This is a genomic window from Mesorhizobium sp. PL10 (genome assembly GCF_053714315.1).
In genome coordinates, this window is sequence record NZ_JBSKBR010000001.1 from 503,516 (window position 1) to 522,500 (window position 18,985).

General features: G+C 63.5%; 14 protein-coding genes (1 of these 14 only partly in view). 10 read left to right on the forward strand and 4 right to left on the reverse strand.

The genetic code is table 11. The annotated features are described in order from the left end of the window. Entirely contained in the window at positions 1 to 750 is a 750-nt protein-coding gene (gene ubiG / locus ACWGTO_RS02560; RefSeq protein WP_454573288.1) for a bifunctional 2-polyprenyl-6-hydroxyphenol methylase/3-demethylubiquinol 3-O-methyltransferase UbiG, read from the reverse strand. Positions 751 to 1,007: 257 nt separating this feature from the next. On the opposite strand from ubiG, the gene ACWGTO_RS02565 reads away from it, so the two are divergent. Continuing rightward, on the forward strand, positions 1,008 to 1,574 hold the full coding sequence (locus ACWGTO_RS02565) for a putative glycolipid-binding domain-containing protein (RefSeq protein WP_454573289.1): 567 nt from the start codon (positions 1,008 to 1,010) through the stop codon (positions 1,572 to 1,574). Between the two features lie 15 nt (positions 1,575 to 1,589). Here ACWGTO_RS02565 and ACWGTO_RS02570 read toward each other — a convergent pair whose 3' ends face one another. After that, the gene (locus ACWGTO_RS02570) at positions 1,590 to 3,428 is read right to left on the reverse strand and encodes a CHASE3 domain-containing protein (protein WP_454573290.1); all 1,839 of its coding nucleotides are present in this window, start codon (positions 3,426 to 3,428) and stop codon (positions 1,590 to 1,592) included. Between the two features lie 245 nt (positions 3,429 to 3,673). Here ACWGTO_RS02570 and ACWGTO_RS02575 point away from each other — a divergent pair, with 245 nt between their 5' ends. The 8 genes from ACWGTO_RS02575 (at position 3,674) to ACWGTO_RS02610 (ending at position 15,576) form a co-directional block, all read left to right on the forward strand. Further along, positions 3,674 to 4,927, forward strand: coding sequence for an aspartate kinase (locus ACWGTO_RS02575; RefSeq protein WP_454573291.1), 1,254 nt, complete (start codon positions 3,674 to 3,676; stop codon positions 4,925 to 4,927). An 83-nt stretch (positions 4,928 to 5,010) separates the two neighbouring features. Beyond that, a complete protein-coding gene (ptsP, locus tag ACWGTO_RS02580) occupies positions 5,011 to 7,281 on the forward strand; it encodes a phosphoenolpyruvate--protein phosphotransferase (RefSeq protein ID WP_454573292.1) in 2,271 nt (756 codons plus the stop codon). Positions 7,282 to 7,290: 9 nt separating this feature from the next. Next, complete coding sequence (gene prfA, locus ACWGTO_RS02585; RefSeq protein WP_454573293.1) at positions 7,291 to 8,370, forward strand: peptide chain release factor 1; 1,080 nt, start codon at positions 7,291 to 7,293, stop codon at positions 8,368 to 8,370. Continuing rightward, entirely contained in the window at positions 8,363 to 9,241 is an 879-nt protein-coding gene (prmC, locus tag ACWGTO_RS02590) for a peptide chain release factor N(5)-glutamine methyltransferase (RefSeq protein WP_454573294.1), read from the forward strand. Before prfA ends, prmC begins: the two co-directional genes overlap by 8 nt. Before the next feature lie 304 nt (positions 9,242 to 9,545). Next, entirely contained in the window at positions 9,546 to 10,517 is a 972-nt protein-coding gene (locus ACWGTO_RS02595) for a DUF4167 domain-containing protein (RefSeq protein WP_454573295.1), read from the forward strand. Between the two features lie 208 nt (positions 10,518 to 10,725). Continuing rightward, positions 10,726 to 13,332 (forward strand): ATP-dependent chaperone ClpB, encoded by a 2,607-nt coding sequence (gene clpB / locus ACWGTO_RS02600; protein WP_454573296.1) that lies wholly within the window; start codon positions 10,726 to 10,728, stop codon positions 13,330 to 13,332. 70 nt (positions 13,333 to 13,402) lie between these two features. Beyond that, entirely contained in the window at positions 13,403 to 13,759 is a 357-nt protein-coding gene (locus ACWGTO_RS02605) for an MmcQ/YjbR family DNA-binding protein (RefSeq protein WP_454573297.1), read from the forward strand. A 290-nt stretch (positions 13,760 to 14,049) separates the two neighbouring features. After that, complete coding sequence (locus tag ACWGTO_RS02610) at positions 14,050 to 15,576, forward strand: L,D-transpeptidase family protein (protein ID WP_454573298.1); 1,527 nt, start codon at positions 14,050 to 14,052, stop codon at positions 15,574 to 15,576. Here ACWGTO_RS02610 and ACWGTO_RS02615 read toward each other — a convergent pair. Beyond that, entirely contained in the window at positions 15,550 to 16,182 is a 633-nt protein-coding gene (locus ACWGTO_RS02615; RefSeq protein ID WP_454573299.1) for a TMEM175 family protein, read from the reverse strand. The two genes, ACWGTO_RS02610 and ACWGTO_RS02615, sit on opposite strands and share 27 nt — an antisense overlap. 166 nt (positions 16,183 to 16,348) lie before the next feature. On the opposite strand from ACWGTO_RS02615, the gene ACWGTO_RS02620 reads away from it, so the two are divergent. After that, positions 16,349 to 17,905 carry an MFS transporter gene (locus ACWGTO_RS02620; protein ID WP_454573300.1) on the forward strand — a complete coding sequence of 519 codons (1,557 nt, stop codon included), beginning with the start codon at positions 16,349 to 16,351 and terminating at the stop codon, positions 17,903 to 17,905. 73 nt (positions 17,906 to 17,978) lie between these two features. Here the strand turns inward: ACWGTO_RS02620 and ACWGTO_RS02625 are convergent, their stop codons facing one another. Then, positions 17,979 to 18,985, reverse strand: partial view of a M23 family metallopeptidase gene (locus ACWGTO_RS02625; protein ID WP_454573301.1) — the 3' portion only. It continues 964 nt past the right edge of the window; only the last 1,007 of its 1,971 coding nucleotides appear in the window; its start codon lies off the right edge, out of view; its stop codon occupies positions 17,979 to 17,981.

The following is an 18,985-nucleotide window of genomic DNA, read 5'->3' on the forward strand; positions in this document are numbered from 1 at the left end:
TCAGACCGACCCTTTCTCGGCCAGCACCATATAGTTGACGTCCATGTCCTTGGAACGCTGCCAGCGGTCGGCGAGCGGGTGGTAGATGACGCCGGTGCGGTCGATGACGGTCATGGCGGCGCTGCCGAGCGCCTTTTCCAGCTCTTCCGGCCGCACCAGCTTGCCGAACTGGTGGGTGCCGCGCGGCAGCCAGCGCAGCACATATTCGGCGCCGATGATGGCGAGACCGAGCGCCTTCAGCGTGCGGTTGATGGTGGCCACGAACATGATGCCGCCGGGCTTCACCATCTCGGCGCATTTGCCGATGAACAGGTCGATGTCGGCGACATGCTCGACCACTTCCATGTTGAGGATGACGTCGAATTTCTCGCCGGCACCGGCAAGGTCTTCTGCCGTCGTTGCGCGATAATCCACCGTCACGCCGCCTTCGGCCGCGTGCAGCTTGGCTACCTCGATGTTGGTTGCCGATGCGTCGGCGCCGACCACTTCGGCACCAAGCCTGGCCATCGGCTCGCACAACAGCCCGCCGCCGCAGCCTATATCGAGAAAGCGCAGGCCTTCGAACGGCCGAGCCGCCCGCGGGTCACGGCCGAAACGCGCCGCCACCTGGTCCCTGATATAGGCCAGCCGAACCGGATTGAACTTGTGCAGCGGACGGAATTTGCCGTTCGGATTCCACCATTCGGCGGCAAGGGCTGAGAAGCGTTCGACTTCTCCAGCATCGATCGTCGATCGACGGGGCTCTGGCATGGGCGGGTCTCCTAGAGCTCTTTTATTCTGACGCAATTTCGGACGGAAAATCGGTTCCCACTTTTCCTGGAATTGCTTGGGAGCGCTAGGAAGTCGGGTGTGAGGCCGCGAATGTCAAGGCAACAATTTTCCGTGCTGACAAAGTGGCGCGCTCTGTCAGGGGCATGTCAGTTACCGAACGCCGCGATGAAACACGGTTGGCATGCCACGCGAAAGAGGAGCATCGTTTTTGAATTCGAATTCGACGGAGTGGATCCATGACATCAACGCCAGCGTCGATTCTCTGGCGTCGGCTGGATGTGGAGGGCCACGATTCCTGCCAGCTTTCGCAGATCACGGACGGCTACAGCCTTAGGGGGCAGGCCATTTTCGTCCAGAACGACAAGCCATGCTGCCTTGCCTATGAGGTGGTCTGCGATGCTGGCTGGGAGACAAGGGCGGCACGGGTCGATGGCTTTCTCGGACTGCGCGAGCTGCGTTATGTCATAGAACGGGATGCCGGCCAGTGGACGCTGAACGGCGACATCCAGCCGGAGGTCGCAGGCCTGGTCGACGTCGATCTCGGTTTCACGCCGGCATCGAACCTTCTGGCGATCCGCCGGTTCGACCTCGGCGTCGGTCAGGCAAGGCCCGCGCCGGCCGCCTATCTGACGTTTCCCGAATTCAGGCTGACGCGTCTTGAGCAGAGCTACCAGCGGCTCGATGAAGGCCGCTATGCCTATGCCGCGCCGATGTTCGGTTACGAGGATATCCTCGTAGTCTCGCCGGCCGGCTTTGTCGTCACTTATCCCGGCCTGTGGACAGCCACGGCTGCTTCGCCCTGAGCGTTTCCGGTACGGCTACTTCGCGTCCAGCACGTCGCGCAGTTTTGCTGCCAGTTGCTCGATGGTGAAGGGCTTGGCCAGGAAATGCACATCATGGTCGAGCACGCCATTGTGGACCACGGCGTTCTTGGTGAAGCCGGTGGTGAAGATCACCTTCAGCTGCGGCAGGCGCGCAAGCGCTTCCTCGGCGAGCTTGCGGCCGTTCATCACCGGCATGACGATGTCGGTGAACAGAAGTGCGACACCTGGATTGTCCGCCAGTTTCTGCAGCGCTTCCTGGCCGCTGCCGGCATGGATGACGGTGTAGCCGAGTTCGCGTAGCGCATCCGTGGTCGAAGCGCGCACGAGGGCGTCGTCCTCGACGACAAGGATCGTCTCGGTGATGGCGGCGGGATTGTCGCCTCGCCCTGTGGGCAAGACAGCCTCTTCCGTGCCGAAGAAACGCGGCAGATAGATCTTGATCGTCGTGCCTTCGCCGGGTTCGGAATAGATCTTGACGTGGCCGCCCGACTGCTTGACGAAGCCGAACACTTGGCTCAGCCCCAGGCCGGTGCCCTTGTTGACCGGCTTGGTGGTGAAGAACGGCTCGAACGCCTTGGCCATGACGTCAGCCGGCATGCCCTCGCCGGTGTCGCTGACCGCGATCATCACATACTGGCCGGCTTTGACGTCGGCATGGGTGGTGGCGTAGCTGTCGTCGAGATGGCTGTTGGCGGTCTCGATGGTCAGCTTGCCATTGTCGTCCATGGCATCGCGGGCGTTGACCGCCAGGTTGAGGATGGCGTTCTCGATCTGGCTCGGATCGGCATGGGTTTTCCACAGACCGCCGGCCAGCACGGTTTCGATGCGGATGGTTTCGCCGAGCGCGCGCCGCAACAGGTCCGACATTCCGGTAACCAGACGATTGGTGTCGACCACTTGCGGCGCCAAAGGCTGTTGGCGCGAGAAGGCGAGCAGCCGGGCTGTCAGATTGGCGGCCCGGGTCGCCGCGTCGGTCGCGGCTTCGATGAATTTCGCGATGTCGTGCTCGCCGCGCGCGAGCTTGCGCTGGGCGAGGTTCATCGCACTGATGATCACCGCCAGCATGTTGTTGAAATCGTGGGCGATACCGCCGGTCAGCTGGCCGACCGCCTCCATCTTCTGCATCTGGCGGATCTGCGCTTCGGCTGTTTCGCGCGTCCTGATCTCGTTGCCGAGTTCGATGTTCTTGCGCATCAGCTCTTCCTGGGCGACGAGGACGTCGCGGAAGCGGCGGCGTGACAGCCGGATCGTGTAGGCGCCAAGCAGGAAGATCGCCAGCAAGGCCGCCAGCGATCCGATACGCAGCCAGCTTTCAACCCGGTCGGTATGTTCGTCGCGGGCAGCGATGGCCGCGCCCCCGATGCGCCGGATCGTGTCCATGCTGGCCCGGATCTGGTCCATCGCGGCCTTGCCCTGGCCGCTGCGCACCAGTTCCAGCGCTTTCGCCGCATCGCCGCGATCGTAAAGGGCAATCGTCTGCGCCAGTTCAGCCTGTTTCAGCGAAAGCGCGTCCTTGATGCGATTGACCTGCTGGACGAGTTCATCGTCCGCCAAGGTCCTGCTGTCGATGCGGGCAAGCTGGCCCGGAATGGCCTCGACCGCCTGCCGATAGGACTGGAGGTAGGATTTCTCGCCGGTCAGGAGATAGCCGCGCTGGTTGGTCTCGGCGTCCTGCGCCAGCGAAAGCAGGCCCGAAAGCGATTCCTGGTAATCGATTGCCTGGCGCGCCGCTTCGCGGTTGGCCCTCTGGCCCTCGACCAGAACGGCGCGCGTGCCGACGATCAACCCCAGTACGGCGAAGCCGATGAAAAGCGGCAGCGATTGCCATCGCATGGCACGTCGAAGACGAGCAATCATTTGATATGCCGGACCAAAAGGAGTTCCCCGCAGGCAGCATTTGGTAAGCGGCGGCGGGGCGGAACGCAATATGCCGCCGTCCTCAAGCCGGCAATCCGTGGCCAGCCTTGCGAAACCGTGATCATTTGGCTAAGGAGGCGCGCATTCGGCGACCGGCTTCTGCCGGACGTTTCTTCCCCTTACGGCCCCCGGCCGGCTTCAGTCAAAGGCATTTCGCTTCCATGGCGCGCATCGTGATGAAATTCGGCGGAACCTCCGTCGCCGACATCGCCCGCATCCGCAACGTGGCGCGTCACGTCAAACGCGAGGTCGATGCCGGCCATGAGGTGGCTGTCGTGGTTTCCGCTATGGCCGGCAAGACCAATGAACTGGTCGGCTGGACGCGCGAAGCCTCGCCGATGCATGACGCGCGCGAATACGACGCCGTCGTCGCCTCGGGCGAACAGGTCACCGCCGGCCTTCTGGCGATCACGCTGCAGAATATGGGCGTGCATGCCCGCTCCTGGCAGGGCTGGCAGATCCCGATCAAGACCGACAACGCGCATGGCGCGGCGCGCATCCTCGACATCGACGGCGCGTTTCTGATCAAGCGCTTCGGGGAGGGCCAGGTGGCAGTCGTCGCCGGCTTCCAGGGCATCGGGCCGGACAACCGCATCGCCACGCTCGGCCGCGGCGGCTCCGATACGAGTGCGGTGGCCATCGCAGCCGCGGTCAAGGCCGATCGCTGCGACATCTACACCGATGTCGACGGAGTCTACACCACCGATCCGCGCATCGAACCCAAGGCGCGGCGGTTGGGCAAGATTTCGTTCGAGGAAATGCTCGAAATGGCCTCGCTTGGCGCCAAGGTGCTGCAGGTGCGGTCGGTCGAGCTTGCCATGGTGCACAGGGTGCGTACTTTCGTGCGGTCGTCCTTCGACGATCCCGATGCGCCCGGAATGGGGGATTTGCTCAATCCTCCGGGAACGCTCATTTGCGACGAGGAAGAGATCGTGGAACAGCAGGTCGTCACCGGAATTGCCTACGCCAAGGACGAAGCGCAGATTTCGCTGCGCCGCGTCGGCGACCGCCCGGGCGTTGCCGCCGGCATTTTCGGCCCGCTGGCCGAGGCCAACATCAATGTCGACATGATCGTCCAGAACATCTCCGAGGACGGCAAGTTCACCGACATGACCTTTACCGTGCCGTCCGGCGACGTCGACAAGGCGCTGGCCGTACTCGAGCGCCTGAAGGCTTCGATCGGCTACGATGTGGTGCAGTCGGAAGCCGGCATGTCGAAGGTCTCGGTCATCGGCATCGGCATGCGCAGCCATGCCGGCGTGGCCGCCACGGCCTTCAAGGCGCTGGCCGACAAGGCCATCAACATCCGGGCCATCACCACCTCCGAGATCAAGATTTCGATACTGATCGACGGTCCCTACACCGAACTGGCGGTTCGCACTTTGCATTCCGTCTACGGTCTGGATAAGCAGTAGCGAGAACGATTTGAGTTGTTGCGTGTGCGCCGGTCGCAGTGGAAACTGCGGCGGGCAAAATGCCCATTGGAGAAGAAGCCGCGATGCGTGATACGGCCAGTGGCCCGCGCGTTCTGCTGAAACGGCTCCGCGAGCTCATGCAGGAGCCGCTGGAGCCGCAGGAGCGGCTCGACCGGATCGTGCGCGACATCGCCTCCAACATGGTCGCCGAAGTCTGCTCGCTCTATGTGCTGCGCGCCGATTCGGTGCTCGAACTCTACGCCACCGAAGGTCTGAACCCGAACGCCGTCCATTTGTCTCAGCTGCGGCTGGGACAAGGCCTGGTCGGCACCATTGCCGCCAGTGCGCGGCCGCTGAACCTCTCCAACGCGCAGGAACATCCGGCCTTCGCCTACCTGCCCGAGACCGGCGAAGAGATCTACAATTCCTTCCTCGGCGTGCCGGTGCTGAGGGCCGGGCGCACGCTGGGCGTGCTCGTGGTGCAGAACAAGACGATGCGCCACTATCGCGACGACGAGGTCGAGGCGCTTGAAACGACCGCCATGGTGATCGCCGAGATGATCGCCACCGGCGATCTCGCCCGGCTCACCCGGCCCGGCCTCGAACTCGACCTGCGCCGTCCCGTCAGCTTCACCGGCCTGTCCTTCAACGACGGCGTCGGCCTCGGCCATGTCGTGCTGCACGAGCCGCGCATCGTCGTCACCAATCTGTTCAACGAGGACAGCGAGGAGGAGGTGCGCCGGCTGGAAACCTCGCTTGGATCGCTGCGACTTTCCATCGATGACATGCTGGAGCGTCGCGATGTCGCCTTCGAGGGCGAGCATCGCGAGGTGCTCGAAGCTTATCGCATGTTTGCCAACGACCGCGGCTGGGTGCGGCGGCTGGAAGAGGCGATCCGCAACGGCCTGACGGCGGAAGCGGCGGTGGAAAAGGTGCAGAGCGACATGCGCGCCCGCATGCTGCACATGACCGACCCTTATCTGCGCGAACGGATGAGCGACTTCGACGATCTCGCTAACCGCCTGCTGCGCCAGCTGATGGGCCGCGGGCCGGAGGATGTCGCGGCGTCCTTGCCGAAGGACGCCATCCTGGTCGCCCGTTCGATGGGCGCGGCCGAATTGCTCGATTATCCCCGGGACAAGCTGCGCGGCGTGGTGCTCGAAGACGGGGCCGCCACCAGCCACGTCGTCATCGTAGCCCGCGCCATGGGTATTCCGGTCGCCGGCCAGATGAAGGGTGCCGTTTCCATGGCGGAAAACGGCGACGCCATCATCGTCGACGGCGAGGAAGGCACGATCCATCTGCGGCCGCAGCCGGATCTCGAAGCCGCCTATGCCGAAAAGGTCCGCTTCCGGGCGCGCCGGCAGGAAGTCTACAGGGAACTGCGTAAAAAGCCGTCTGTAACCAAGGACGGCGTCCAGGTCGATCTGTTGATGAATGCGGGCCTCGCCGTCGATCTGCCGCAGCTGGCCGAAGCGGGTGCGGCCGGCATCGGCCTGTTCCGCACCGAACTGCAGTTCATGGTCGCCTCGACCTTCCCGCGCGCCGAGGCGCAGGAGAAACTCTACCGCGACGTGCTCGACGCGGCGCGCGGCAAGCCGGTCACCTTCCGCACCATCGACATTGGCGGGGACAAGGTGCTGCCCTACTTCAAGGGCGCCATCCAGGAAGAAAACCCGGCGCTCGGCTGGCGGGCGATCCGCCTGACGCTCGACCGGCCGGGCCTTCTCAGGACGCAGATCCGCGCTCTGCTCAAAGCCTGCGGCGGGCGCGAATTGAAGCTGATGCTGCCGATGGTGACGGAACTCGGCGAAATCGCCCAGGCGCGCGAAATCATCGACCGTGAGGTCAGGCACCTCTCGCGCTTTGCCCATCATCTGCCGACGAGCCTCAAGCTCGGCGCCATGCTGGAAGTGCCGTCGCTGCTGTTCCAGCTCGACGATCTGATGAAGGCGGTCGATTTCGTCTCGGTCGGCTCCAACGATCTGTTCCAGTTCGTCATGGCGGTCGATCGCGGCAACACGCAGCTGTCCAACCGCTTCGACACGCTGTCGGCGCCGTTCCTCAGGGTGCTGAAGCAAATTGCCGACGCCGGCGCGCGCAATCACACGCCGGTGACGCTGTGCGGCGAACTTGCCGGCAAACCCATATCCGCCATGGCGCTAATCGGCCTGGGCTACCGTTCGATCTCGATGTCACCGGCCTCGATCGGTCCGGTCAAGGCGATGCTGACCGAACTGCCGCTGGAGGAACTGGAGGCCTTCTTCGCCGACAATCTGATGGCGCCGGCGCATGGCCTGCCGATGCGGGCGCTGCTGCAGGCCTTTGCCGACGACCGCTCCATCCCGCTATAGCATCAGCCCATGGTCAACCTTCCCCGCGAGCGTATGGATCAGGTCGTCAAGCGTTTCGAGATGCTCGAAGCGCAGATGTCGGCCGGGCCGGCGGCCGATGCCTATGTGAAGATGGCATCGGAATATGCCGAGCTGCAGGACATGGTGGCCAAGGTCAGGGAATTGCGTTCGGCAGAGCATGAACAGGCCGACCTCGAAGCGATGCTTGCCGATAAAAGCACCGATGCCGAGATGCGGGCGCTGGCCGAAGCCGATCTGCCCGGCGTCGAGGAGCGTATCGAGGAACTGCAGAAGGATATCCAGATCCTGCTGCTCCCCAGGGATGCCGCCGACGACAAGAACGCTATCCTCGAAATCCGCGCCGGCACCGGCGGCGATGAGGCAGCGCTTTTCGCCGGCGACCTGTTTCGCATGTATGAGCGCTATGCCGCCGAACGCGGCTGGCGCTTCGAGACGGTGTCGGCAAGCGATGGCGATGCCGGCGGCTTCAAGGAAATCATCGCCACCATTTCCGGCCGGGGCGTCTTTGCGCATCTGAAATTCGAATCCGGCGTGCATCGCGTGCAACGCGTGCCGGCGACCGAGGCCAGCGGGCGCATCCACACCTCGGCCGCGACGGTCGCCGTGTTGCCGGAGGCCGAAGAGGTCGATGTCGATATCCGAGCCGAAGACATCCGTATCGACACGATGCGCGCCTCGGGTTCGGGCGGCCAGCACGTCAACACCACCGATTCAGCGGTGCGCATCACCCATCTGCCGACCGGCATCATGGTGGTGCAGGCGGAGAAATCGCAGCACCAGAACCGGGCCAAAGCCATGCAGATCCTGCGCGCGCGGCTCTATGACATGGAGCGCAGCAAGGCGGATGAAGAGCGCTCCGAAGCGCGCAAATCACAGGTCGGGTCGGGCGACCGTTCCGAGCGCATCCGCACCTACAATTTCCCGCAGGGGCGGCTAACCGACCATCGCATCAACCTGACGCTCTACAAGCTCGACCGGGTGATGATGGGCGAGCTCGACGAGGTCATCAACGCGCTGATCGCCGACCACCAGTCGAAGCTGCTTGCCGATATCGGCCTCGATGGCTGACACCCTGCCCGGCACGCTCGGGCCGCTGCTGCGGGCAGCGCGGGAGCGGCTTGCCGCGGCCGGCGTCGCCGATCCGGCGCTGGACGCCAGGCTGATCGTCGAGCATTTCTCCGGCACCGGCCGCACACAGGCGATAGCCGAGCCACAAAGTGCGGTCGACGCCGGAGCCGTTGCTGCGATCGACGCCGCCTTGCGCCGCCGCCTGGCCGGCGAACCGGTGCACCGCATCCTCGGCTATCGCGAATTCTATGGGCTGCGGCTCGCGCTGTCGCCGGAAACGCTGGAGCCGCGGCCGGACACCGAAACGCTGGTCGAGGCGGTCCTGCCCTTTGCCAGCGAAACGGCTGAAAGGCTGGGGGAATGCCGCATTCTCGATCTTGGCACCGGCACCGGCGCCATTGCGCTGGCTTTGCTCAGCGCCGTTCCCGCCGCGACCGCCACCGGCGTGGATATTTCACAGGATGCGCTCACGACCGCGACGCGCAATGCCAGGCAAACCGGGCTAGCCGGCCGGTTCGAGGCGCTGCACTCCGACTGGTTCGCAAAAGTTTGCGGCCGGTACCATGTAATTGCCGCAAACCCTCCCTATATATCCTTCGAAGACATTGGAAATCTGCAGGACGAGGTCCGCGATTTCGATCCGCACAGAGCGCTCGATGGCGGTGTGGACGGTCTTGGCCCCTACAGGATCATCGCCGCCGAGGCGGCAAGGTTTTTGGAAGCACAAGGCAAGATTGCGGTCGAGATCGGCCACACGCAGCGCAATGAGGTCAAAGACATATTCGCGGCAGCCGGCTACAGGCTGACCGGGGCATTTGTCGATCTTGGCGGAAACGACAGGGTTCTTATGTTTGAACAGGGAAAGCCTTGACGCAGTGCAAAAAAGCGCTTGGCAATGCCGGGGAATGCGGCTAGGGTCCGCCTTAACCGGATGAGACGAAGCAGGCAGTGCTCTTAGCGATTCGGTTTTCCTTGGAAATAGCTGCCTTCTTGCGCAAACGACGCCCAAGCTTCGTGCGGGAATCGTCCGGCAAGTGATGTAACCGGAACAGGATGACACGTGGCGCCAACGCAATTGATGCGGGCGAACGCCGGTGAAGAAACGAAACGGCTGGCTGCATGAGCGCCTCCGTTCGTGAAACGTTTTTCGAAAATTTCAAAATGAAGAGAGTCTTATGAGGCCACAACAGCAGAACAGGCGCATGCGCGGTCGCAACAACAATGGCGGCGGCGGTGGCAACAACAATAACAACAACAACCGCAAGGGCCCCAATCCCCTGACGCGCAACTACGAGAGCAACGGCCCGGACGTGAAGATCCGCGGATCGGCTCAACAGATCGCCGAAAAATACGCCACTCTGGCCCGTGACGCGCAAAGCTCCGGCGACCGGGTGATGGCGGAAAACTACCTCCAGCACGCCGAGCACTACAATCGCATCATCGCCGCCGCGCAGGCGCAGATGCCGATCCAGAATGCCCAGCAGAACCGCGACGATTTCGAGGACGATGAAGATCGCGACGATTTCGACAATGCCGGCAACGGCAATGGCGGCGAGACACAGGCTCCGCTGGCCAATCCCGGCAACGGTCCGCAGCCGACGATCGAAGGCACGCCAGCCGAACTGGCATATGGCCAGGAAAACGGCCGCGAGAACAATAATGGCCGCGATAACAATAGCCGCAACAATAACGGGCGCGACAACAATGGCCGCAACCGTGACCGTCGTCCTGGCGGTTATGGCCAGAACGAGCAGCGTGGCGACTTTGCCCAGCGCGGCGAGCAGAACGGTCAGCGCGGCGACCAGCAGCGCTTCAACGAGACGCCGGCACAGGGGGAATCCGTCGCTGCGGCTGAGCCTGCGGCCGAGACCGGTTTCTCCGAGCCGGCACCGCTGTACGAAAACTTGTCGCCGGCGGCTCTTGCTGCCCAGGCCGAGCTCAATGAGGCAGCCGCCGACAGCGGCGCTGCCCGCCGCCCGCGGCGTCCGCGCCGCCCGCGCACCAATGCCGATCACGTCAGTGACAACCAGTCCGGTGGTGAACAGGCGGATAGCGCCAGCGAAACCGCCGCAGCCACCGAGGTGGTGGATACGGCACCGGCTGAAAGCCCGGCCGGCGACCCGTTCGTCGTCGACGCCAACAACTGACCGAACAAGACGGTAATCCTTGAAACGGCGGAGAGAAATCTCCGCCGTTTTCGTTTGCCCGGGCATGCAATATCCTGTGCGGCGAGTCTTGAGCGGCAATGGTTTGCGCCCCATATCTGGCGGGAACTGGACCCGGCTCCGATGAGCGGGTCCGTCACCGCAATCTGATCCGGTGCCGCAAGCGGGCCGGTGATGGAAGGAGACAGACATGAACCTCGAGAAATACTCCGAGCGCGTCCGCGGATTCATTCAGTCCGCCCAGACCATGGCGCTCTCGCGCAATCACCAGCAATTCACCCCCGAACATATGCTGAAAGTCCTCGTCGACGACGATGAGGGGCTGGCCGCTTCGCTGATCGAGCGCGCCGGCGGCAACGTCCGTGACGTCAAGCTCGGCGTCGAGACCGCACTTGACGCAATGCCCAAGGTGGAAGGCGGCAACGGCCAGCTTTATCTGGCGCAGCCGCTGGCCAAGGTGTTTTCGACGGCGGAAGAGCTGGCCAAGAAGGCCGGCGATTCCTTTGTCACCGTCGAGCGACTGCTGCAGGCGCTGGCGATGGAGAAATCTGCCAAGACGGCCGATATCCTGTCCAAGGCCGGTGTCACCGCGCAGGCACTGAACCAGGTCATCAACGATGTCCGCAAGGGCCGCACCGCCGATTCAGCGAGCGCCGAGCAGGCTTATGATGCGCTGAAGAAATACGCCCGCGACCTGACCGCCGACGCACGCGCCGGCAAGCTGGACCCGGTCATCGGCCGCGACGACGAGATCCGCCGCACCATCCAGGTGCTGTCGCGGCGCACCAAGAACAACCCGGTGCTGATCGGTGAACCCGGCGTCGGCAAGACGGCGATCGCCGAAGGCCTGGCGTTGCGCATCGTCAATGGCGACGTGCCGGAATCGCTGAAGGACAAGCAGTTGATGGCGCTCGACATGGGCGCGCTGATTGCCGGCGCCAAATATCGCGGTGAGTTCGAGGAGCGGCTGAAGGCCGTGCTCAACGAAGTCACTTCTGCGGCCGGCGGCATCATCCTGTTCATCGACGAGATGCACACGCTGGTCGGCGCCGGCAAGGCCGATGGCGCCATGGACGCTTCGAACCTGTTGAAGCCGGCATTGGCGCGCGGCGAGCTGCACTGCGTCGGCGCCACCACGCTCGATGAATACCGCAAGCATGTCGAGAAGGATGCCGCACTTGCCCGTCGTTTCCAGCCGGTTTTCATCGACGAGCCGTCGGTTGAAGACACGGTTTCGATCCTGCGCGGCCTGAAGGAAAAATACGAGCAGCACCACAAGGTGCGGATCTCGGATTCGGCACTGGTGGCGGCGGCAACCTTGTCCAATCGCTACATCGCCGACCGTTTCCTGCCGGACAAGGCGATCGACCTCGTCGACGAAGCCGCCTCACGGCTGAGGATGCAGGTCGATTCCAAGCCGGAAGCGCTGGACGAGATCGACCGCCGCATCATGCAGCTCAAGATCGAGCGCGAGGCGCTGAAGGTCGAGACCGACGACGCCTCGAAGGACCGGCTCGCCCGTCTGGAAAAGGAACTCGTCGGCCTCGAGGAGGAATCGACCGAGATCACGACCAAATGGCAGGCCGAGAAGCAAAAGCTTGGGCTCGCCGCCGATCTCAAGAAGCAGCTCGACGAGGCACGAAACGAGCTTGCCATTGCCCAGCGCAAGGGTGAGTTCCAGCGCGCCGGCGAGCTTGCCTATGGCAAGATCCCGGAGTTGGAGAAGAAGCTCCTGGAAGCCGAGGCCCAGGACGGCAAGGCCGGCATGGTCGAAGAGGTGGTCACGCCTGACCACGTCGCCCATATCGTGTCGCGCTGGACCGGCATTCCGGTCGACAAGATGCTGCAGGGCGAACGCGACAAGCTGCTGCGCATGGAAGACGAGATCGGCAAGCGTGTCGTCGGCCAGGGCGAGGCAGTGCAGGCGGTGTCCAAGGCTGTGCGTCGGGCTCGTGCCGGCCTGCAAGATCCGAACCGGCCGATCGGCTCGTTCATGTTCCTCGGGCCGACCGGCGTCGGCAAGACGGAGCTGACCAAGGCGCTGGCCAATTTCCTGTTCGACGATGAGAGTGCCTTGGTACGCATCGACATGTCGGAATACATGGAAAAGCACTCGGTCGCCCGGCTGATCGGTGCGCCTCCCGGCTATGTCGGCTATGAGGAAGGCGGCGCGCTGACCGAAGCGGTGCGGCGCCGGCCCTATCAGGTCGTGCTGTTCGACGAGATCGAGAAGGCGCATCCGGATGTATTCAATGTGCTGCTGCAGGTGCTCGACGACGGGCGCCTCACCGACGGGCAGGGCCGCACGGTCGACTTCCGCAACACGCTGATCATCATGACGTCGAACCTCGGTGCCGATTACCTTGTCGATCTCCGCGAGGATCAAGATGTCGACGACGTGCGCGACCAGGTAATGAGCGTCGTCAGGACATCGTTCCGGCCGGAGTTCCTCAACCGCGTCGACGAGGTGATCCTGTTCCATAGGCTGCGCCGGCAGGATATGGGCCGCATCGTCGAGATCCAGCTCAAGCGGCTGGAAAGCCTGCTCGTCGACCGCAAGATCACGCTGTCGCTCGACCAGGAATCGATCGACTGGCTGGCGGCAAAGGGCTACGACCCGGCCTATGGCGCGCGGCCGCTGAAGCGGGTGATGCAGAAGGACCTGCAGGACCCGCTGGCCGAGAAGATCCTGCTCGGCGAGATCCTCGACGGCTCGACCGTCAAGGTCACCGCCGGCTCCGACAGGCTGAATTTCCGGTCGAAGCCTACGGTGGTGGCGACCGAAGCCGCAGCCTGACACCGTGCCGCGCGTCCTATCGGACGCGCGGCATTTTCTTATGAAATAACAATCCTTTGGCGGGGTTCAGATGACGCTGGACGACTACAACAGCTTCTGCGCCTCGCTGCCGCAGACGACTCATGTCGTGCAATGGGGCGGCGCGCATGTCTGGAAAGTCGGCGGCAAGGTCTTTGCCATCGGCGGCTGGAATGATGGCGGCCAGCTTTTCGTCACCTTCAAATGTTCTGAAATGGCCTATGACATTCTGAAGGACGAGCCGGGCTGCCGACCTGCGCCCTATCTGGCCTCGCGCGGCATGAAATGGATCCAGCGTCAGACAAGCCAAAGCATGGATGATGATGCGCTGAAGGACTATCTCGGCGAAAGCCATCGCCTCGTCGTCCTCAAGCTGACGAAGCAGATGCGCAAGGAATTGGGCCTGTAGCGACGTGAAATCCGCCATCTTCATGCCCGGTTCATGTTGGAAAGCTTATGTTCTGGATTGCTGCCAAAGGGGTTTGCCTGCAAGCTTTTGACGGTCAGGGCGTTCCTTGCGCATCCAAACGGAGGCGAGTGCGTTCTGAAGGGAACACTGCCGGAGCGGCGGCAATTACACATGACCCCGAAATCGGATGCGATTTTCGGAAAGGATCATGCGCAGATATGAAGTGTTACAGCCTCCTTGCGCATCCGGATGGACGCGCGGCGCTGTAAGTACCGGAGAGTTTGACCACGATGTTCCGCACGATCTTTGCCTTTTCGGTGTTTGCCGCCGGGCTGCTTGCATCCAGCGCCATGGCATCGCCGACGGTGGATGACGCATTGCCGGTTGTTCGCGCTGCCGATAGCGGCGGCATTGTGCTTGCCCAGGACGGCAATCTCGACATCTATTACGATGCCAGGGGCAATCGCGTCATCGTAGATGCCGACACCGGCAAGGTCATCGCTATCCAGCCGCCGCAGACCAGGCTCGACCGCCGTGCGCTGCGTCGCGAGCTGCGGGCGCGCGAACTCGGCCGCGCACCGGTCGAGGACGATGACCGCTACTATCTCGACGATCCCGAAGACATGGCGCGGTTCCGCCGCAAGCAGTTGGAAGAGCAAGGCAGGGTCATTCCGCCGGACGACGAGTATGATCCCGACAGCTCGGTGGATGCCTATCCGTCGGCGCCGCAGGATGACGGCAACTACAGCGACACCTATCCGGAAGCGCCGAACTCGGCCGAGCCGCGCCCTGTCAAGCGCCAGCCGCTGAACGAAGCTTCGATCGATCCCGCCGAGCCGGCGGCGCCCGGCGATCAGGCTGCTCTGCCGCCTAAGACCGAGGGCGGCAAGACTGTCGTCGATCCCTCGCTTTCACTCGGCGCGCGCCAGGATGTGGCGGCATTGCAGGTGCTGCTCGACCGCGCCGGCGCCTCGCCCGGCGTCATCGACGGGCGGTTCGGCTCCAATGTCGACAAGGCGCTGGCCGCCTACAACCAGATCACCGGCAGCAATCTGCGCTCGACCGACGCGGTCGGCATCCAGGCAGCCCTTGCGCAATCCGGCGGCGATGCTTTCGCAAATTACACGATCACGCCCGAGGACGCAGCCGGTCCCTATGTCGCCTCGATACCGGAAGACTACAGCCAGAAGGCGCAGCTCGACCGCATGGCCTACACCTCCGTCACGGAAGCCCTGGCCGAGCGCTTCCACATGGATGAGAATTACCTGAAGGCGCTCAATCCCGAAGGCGGCTTCGACCGCCCAGGCACGATTATCAAGGTCGCCAATTTTGGCAGGCTGGTCTCGACCCCGGTTGCCCGCATCGTCGCCGACAAGGACAAGAAGCAGGTGTTCGCCTACGATGCCGCCGGCAAGCTGGTCGCGGCCTATCCCGCCACCATCGGTTCGGCCGACACGCCGTCGCCAACCGGCACACACACGGTGTCGCGCGTCGCGCTCGATCCGAACTACACCTACAACCCCAGCATCAATTTCAAGCAGGGCCAGAACGACAAGATCCTGACCATTCCGCCGGGACCGAACGGCCCGGTCGGCTCGGTCTGGATCGCGCTGGACAAGCCGACTTATGGCATTCACGGCACGCCCGACCCCTCCAAGATCGGCAAGACCGAAAGCCATGGCTGCGTGCGCCTGACCAACTGGGACGCGCGCGAACTGGCCAAACTCGTCTCGCCGGGCGTCACGGTGGAATTCGTCGGCGGACCAACAATCGCGGATGTCGGCGGGACCTCAACCGATGAGTTTACGCAGCAATGAGGCGCGCGGCGCGGCGGCATAGATGAGCTGCACAAGCAGGATGAAACCGATGCTAAGCAGCGGCGTGATCAGGCACAGCGCTGCGCCGATCGCCCACAGGATCTGCGCCTTGACGATGCGCATATAGACGGTGTGCGTCGTTTCGGCGTCGAGGTCTTCCGCCAGAAAGCCGTTCTTGTCCGCATACCACCAGCTGCAGAACAGCGTCACGCCGAGCATAAAAAGGTTGAGCCAGTAGACCAGCACCGCGGTCCTGAATTCGAGGAAGTCGGCCAGAAGGTCGGTTGAGAACGGCAGCAGGGCGATGAAGGCCAGAAAACACAGGTTCAGCGTCGCAAGCCGCCGGTCGGACCTGGCGATCAGCCCGTGCTGCGCCTGCTGGCCGAACCAGAAGATGGTCAGCGTCAGGAAGCTCAGCGCATAGGTCAGGAAGCGCGGCGCCAATGCTGCGATCGCCGAAAGCAGTTCGCCTTCGGAGTGGACCATTTGGTGCGCCGGGACCCGGATCTCGAGCACGATCAGGGTCAGCGCGATGGCAAAGACGCCATCGGTGATGCCGACGACGCGTCCGCGCGCCTCCGCCGATGCTTCGAGTGGTCGTTTCATACGGCTTCCCCTTTGCTTGCATCTCTGAACCTAACACGGCCTCGGCGCTTTACACCCGGATTGATGTGACCCTGCCCATGGGGGCAGGGTTTTGCCGGAACTGGAGTCATGACGGTGGGGCGCTGGCTGGTTGTTGCCTGCCTGCAACAAGCCTAAGCAGACGCTCATGAAGTCTCCGAGCGATGCAGCAGTTTCCCCGAGCAGTTCTGTTTCCAACGGCACGTTCTGTCCGCGGTCGCAACGCAAATTCGTGTTGGTCGCGGCGATCCTGGCATCCGCGCTCGGCTTTATCGACGGCTCGATCCTGGCCATCGCCATGCCGGCAATGCGCGTCGATCTCGGCGCCAGCCTCGCCGAAGCGCAATGGATTTCCAACGCCTATGCGCTGACGCTGTCAGCGCTGATCCTGGCGGGGGGTGCTGCCGGCGACCGGTTCGGCCTGCGCCGCGCATTCGTGGCCGGCATTGCGCTGTTCATTGTCGCTTCGCTTGCCTGCGCGATGGCGCCGAATGCGCTGGTGCTTATCGCCTTTCGCGCCATTCAGGGCATCGGTGCGGCTATCATGGTGCCGGGCAGCCTTGCCATCATCGCAAAGGCCTATCCGAAGAAGGAGCGCGGCCGGGCGATCGGCATCTGGGCCGCCGCTTCGGCGCTGACAACGGCGCTCGGTCCGGTTCTGGGCGGCTTTGTCCTGTCGGCCTTTGGCGGCGGCATCTGGCGGGCGATATTCGCCGTCAATTTGCCGCTTGGCCTGATCTCGATCTATCTGCTGCTGGCCAAGATTCCCGCAGACGCGCCGACGGAGAAGCGAAGCCTTGATCTCGGCGGCGCCGCTCTCGCCACGCTTGCCTTCGGGGCGCTTGCCTATGGGCTGACCGCGATGAGCGCCGAAGGCGGTGGACTGATGTCAGGGCCGAGCATCGCCGCGGGAGCGGTGCTGCTCGTCGTCTTCATCGTCTTCGAGCTTCGGCAGAGCGAGCCGATGATCGATCTCAAGCTGTTTCGGATCGGCGCCTTCGCCGGCGCCAACGTCGCCACCTTCTTCCTGTATTTCGCGCTCTCGGCCAATTTGTTCTACCTGCCGATGCTGTTGATCGCCGGATGGGGGCTGAGCACCAAGGAAGTCGGCTTCATCTTCCTGCCGCTGTCGGCGGCGATCGCGCTGCTGTCGGGTCCCGTCGGCCAGTGGTCGGACCGGATCGGTCCGCGGTTTCCGATTGCCAGCGGCTGCCTGGTCGTCGCTATCGCCTTTGCCGGGCTTGCGTTGCTTACCCATGGCGGCATGCACAATTTCTGGACCGGCACGTTTCCGCTAATGGCGGTGATGGGGCTCGGCATGGCGCTGGTGGTGTCGCCGCTGTCGACGGCGATCATGACGGCGGTCGAGGACAAGGATACCGGTGCCGCCTCCGGCATCAACAACGCGGTTTCGCGCATTGGCGGACTGATCGCGGTAGCGGCGATGGGGTCGCTGGCCGCCTGGGTCTATTCGACGATGCTCGACACCAGCGTCAGGCCCGGCATTCCGGGGTTCGGCGAACCAGTCTCGGCGGCGCTCGCGCCGGAACTCGAAGCGACGCGGCTCGCCGCCAGCGATGCTGCGTTCTCTGCGGTGTCGACGGTGACGGCCGTGCTTTGCCTGCTTGCTGCTGTCATCGCCTGGGCAACCGTTTCGGGGCAAAAGCTGCCTTGGTCACGCGCCGAAGAGAATCAGCCGACCTGATTCGGAGCCGGTCCGATTCGAAATGCTCTGATTTGGGCCAAATATGATTTTCGACGGTGTCGAGTGTGAGGGCTCAGCCTTCGATCTTGGCGCTCGCGACCTTCAGCGAATTGCCGTCTTCCTGCTTGAGCAGATCGTCGATGCGCTCGCGTTCGCGCTTGAAGGCGACCAGGTCGTCGCCCTTCAGTACCTTGCCGACCGGCAGGCGCACCCGCATCGGGTCGACCTTGGTACCGTTGACGATCAGCTCGTAGTGAAGATGTGGCCCGGTGGAGAGGCCGGTCTGACCGAGATAGCCTATGACCTGACCCTGCCGGACGTGGACGCCAGGTTCGATGCCTTTGGCGAAGGCGCTCTGGTGGTTATAGGAGGTCTCGTAGCCATTGGCATGGCGAAGGATGATCTGCTTGCCATAGCCGCCGGCCCAGCCGGCTTTTTCGACGGTGCCGTTGCCGGCGGCAATGATCGGCGTTCCGATGGGGGCTGCCCAGTCGACGCCGGTATGCATGCGGACATAGCCGAGGATCGGATGCCGGCGAGCGCCGAAGCCGGAGCGGAATTTTCCGGCGGGCAGGGGATTGCGCAGCAGGAACTGCTCGGCGCTCGATCCGTCCTCGTCGAAATAGTCGGTCGATCCGTCCTGCATCTGAAAGCGGTAGAAGTTGCGCGTCTGGCCGCCGAACGTCGACGAGACATAGAGCAGTTCCGAATCGTCGGAGGCCTGGTCGTCACCGTCCGGCTGCGAGAACAGCACGTCGATGCGGTCCGACGGATTGAGCCTCGACTGGAAGTCGACGCCGGAGGCCAGGAGCTTGACCAGTTGCTGGGTCAGCTTCTTCGACATGCCATAGGAATAGGCGGCGCGGTAAATGCCGTCATAGACGTTCGGCAGGTTGCCGCGCACCACCACCGGCGCCGACGAATCATCGAACGCCGTCAGCAATTCCGGATTCGGCTCCGGTTCCTGCGCCGGCACGTACTGGCCGCGATCGTCGAGCGCTATGGTGACGATGTGCGTTGTCTTGTCATAGACGCTGGTGCGGACCACCTTGGCGGCGTCGCCATGCACTTCGAGCCCGA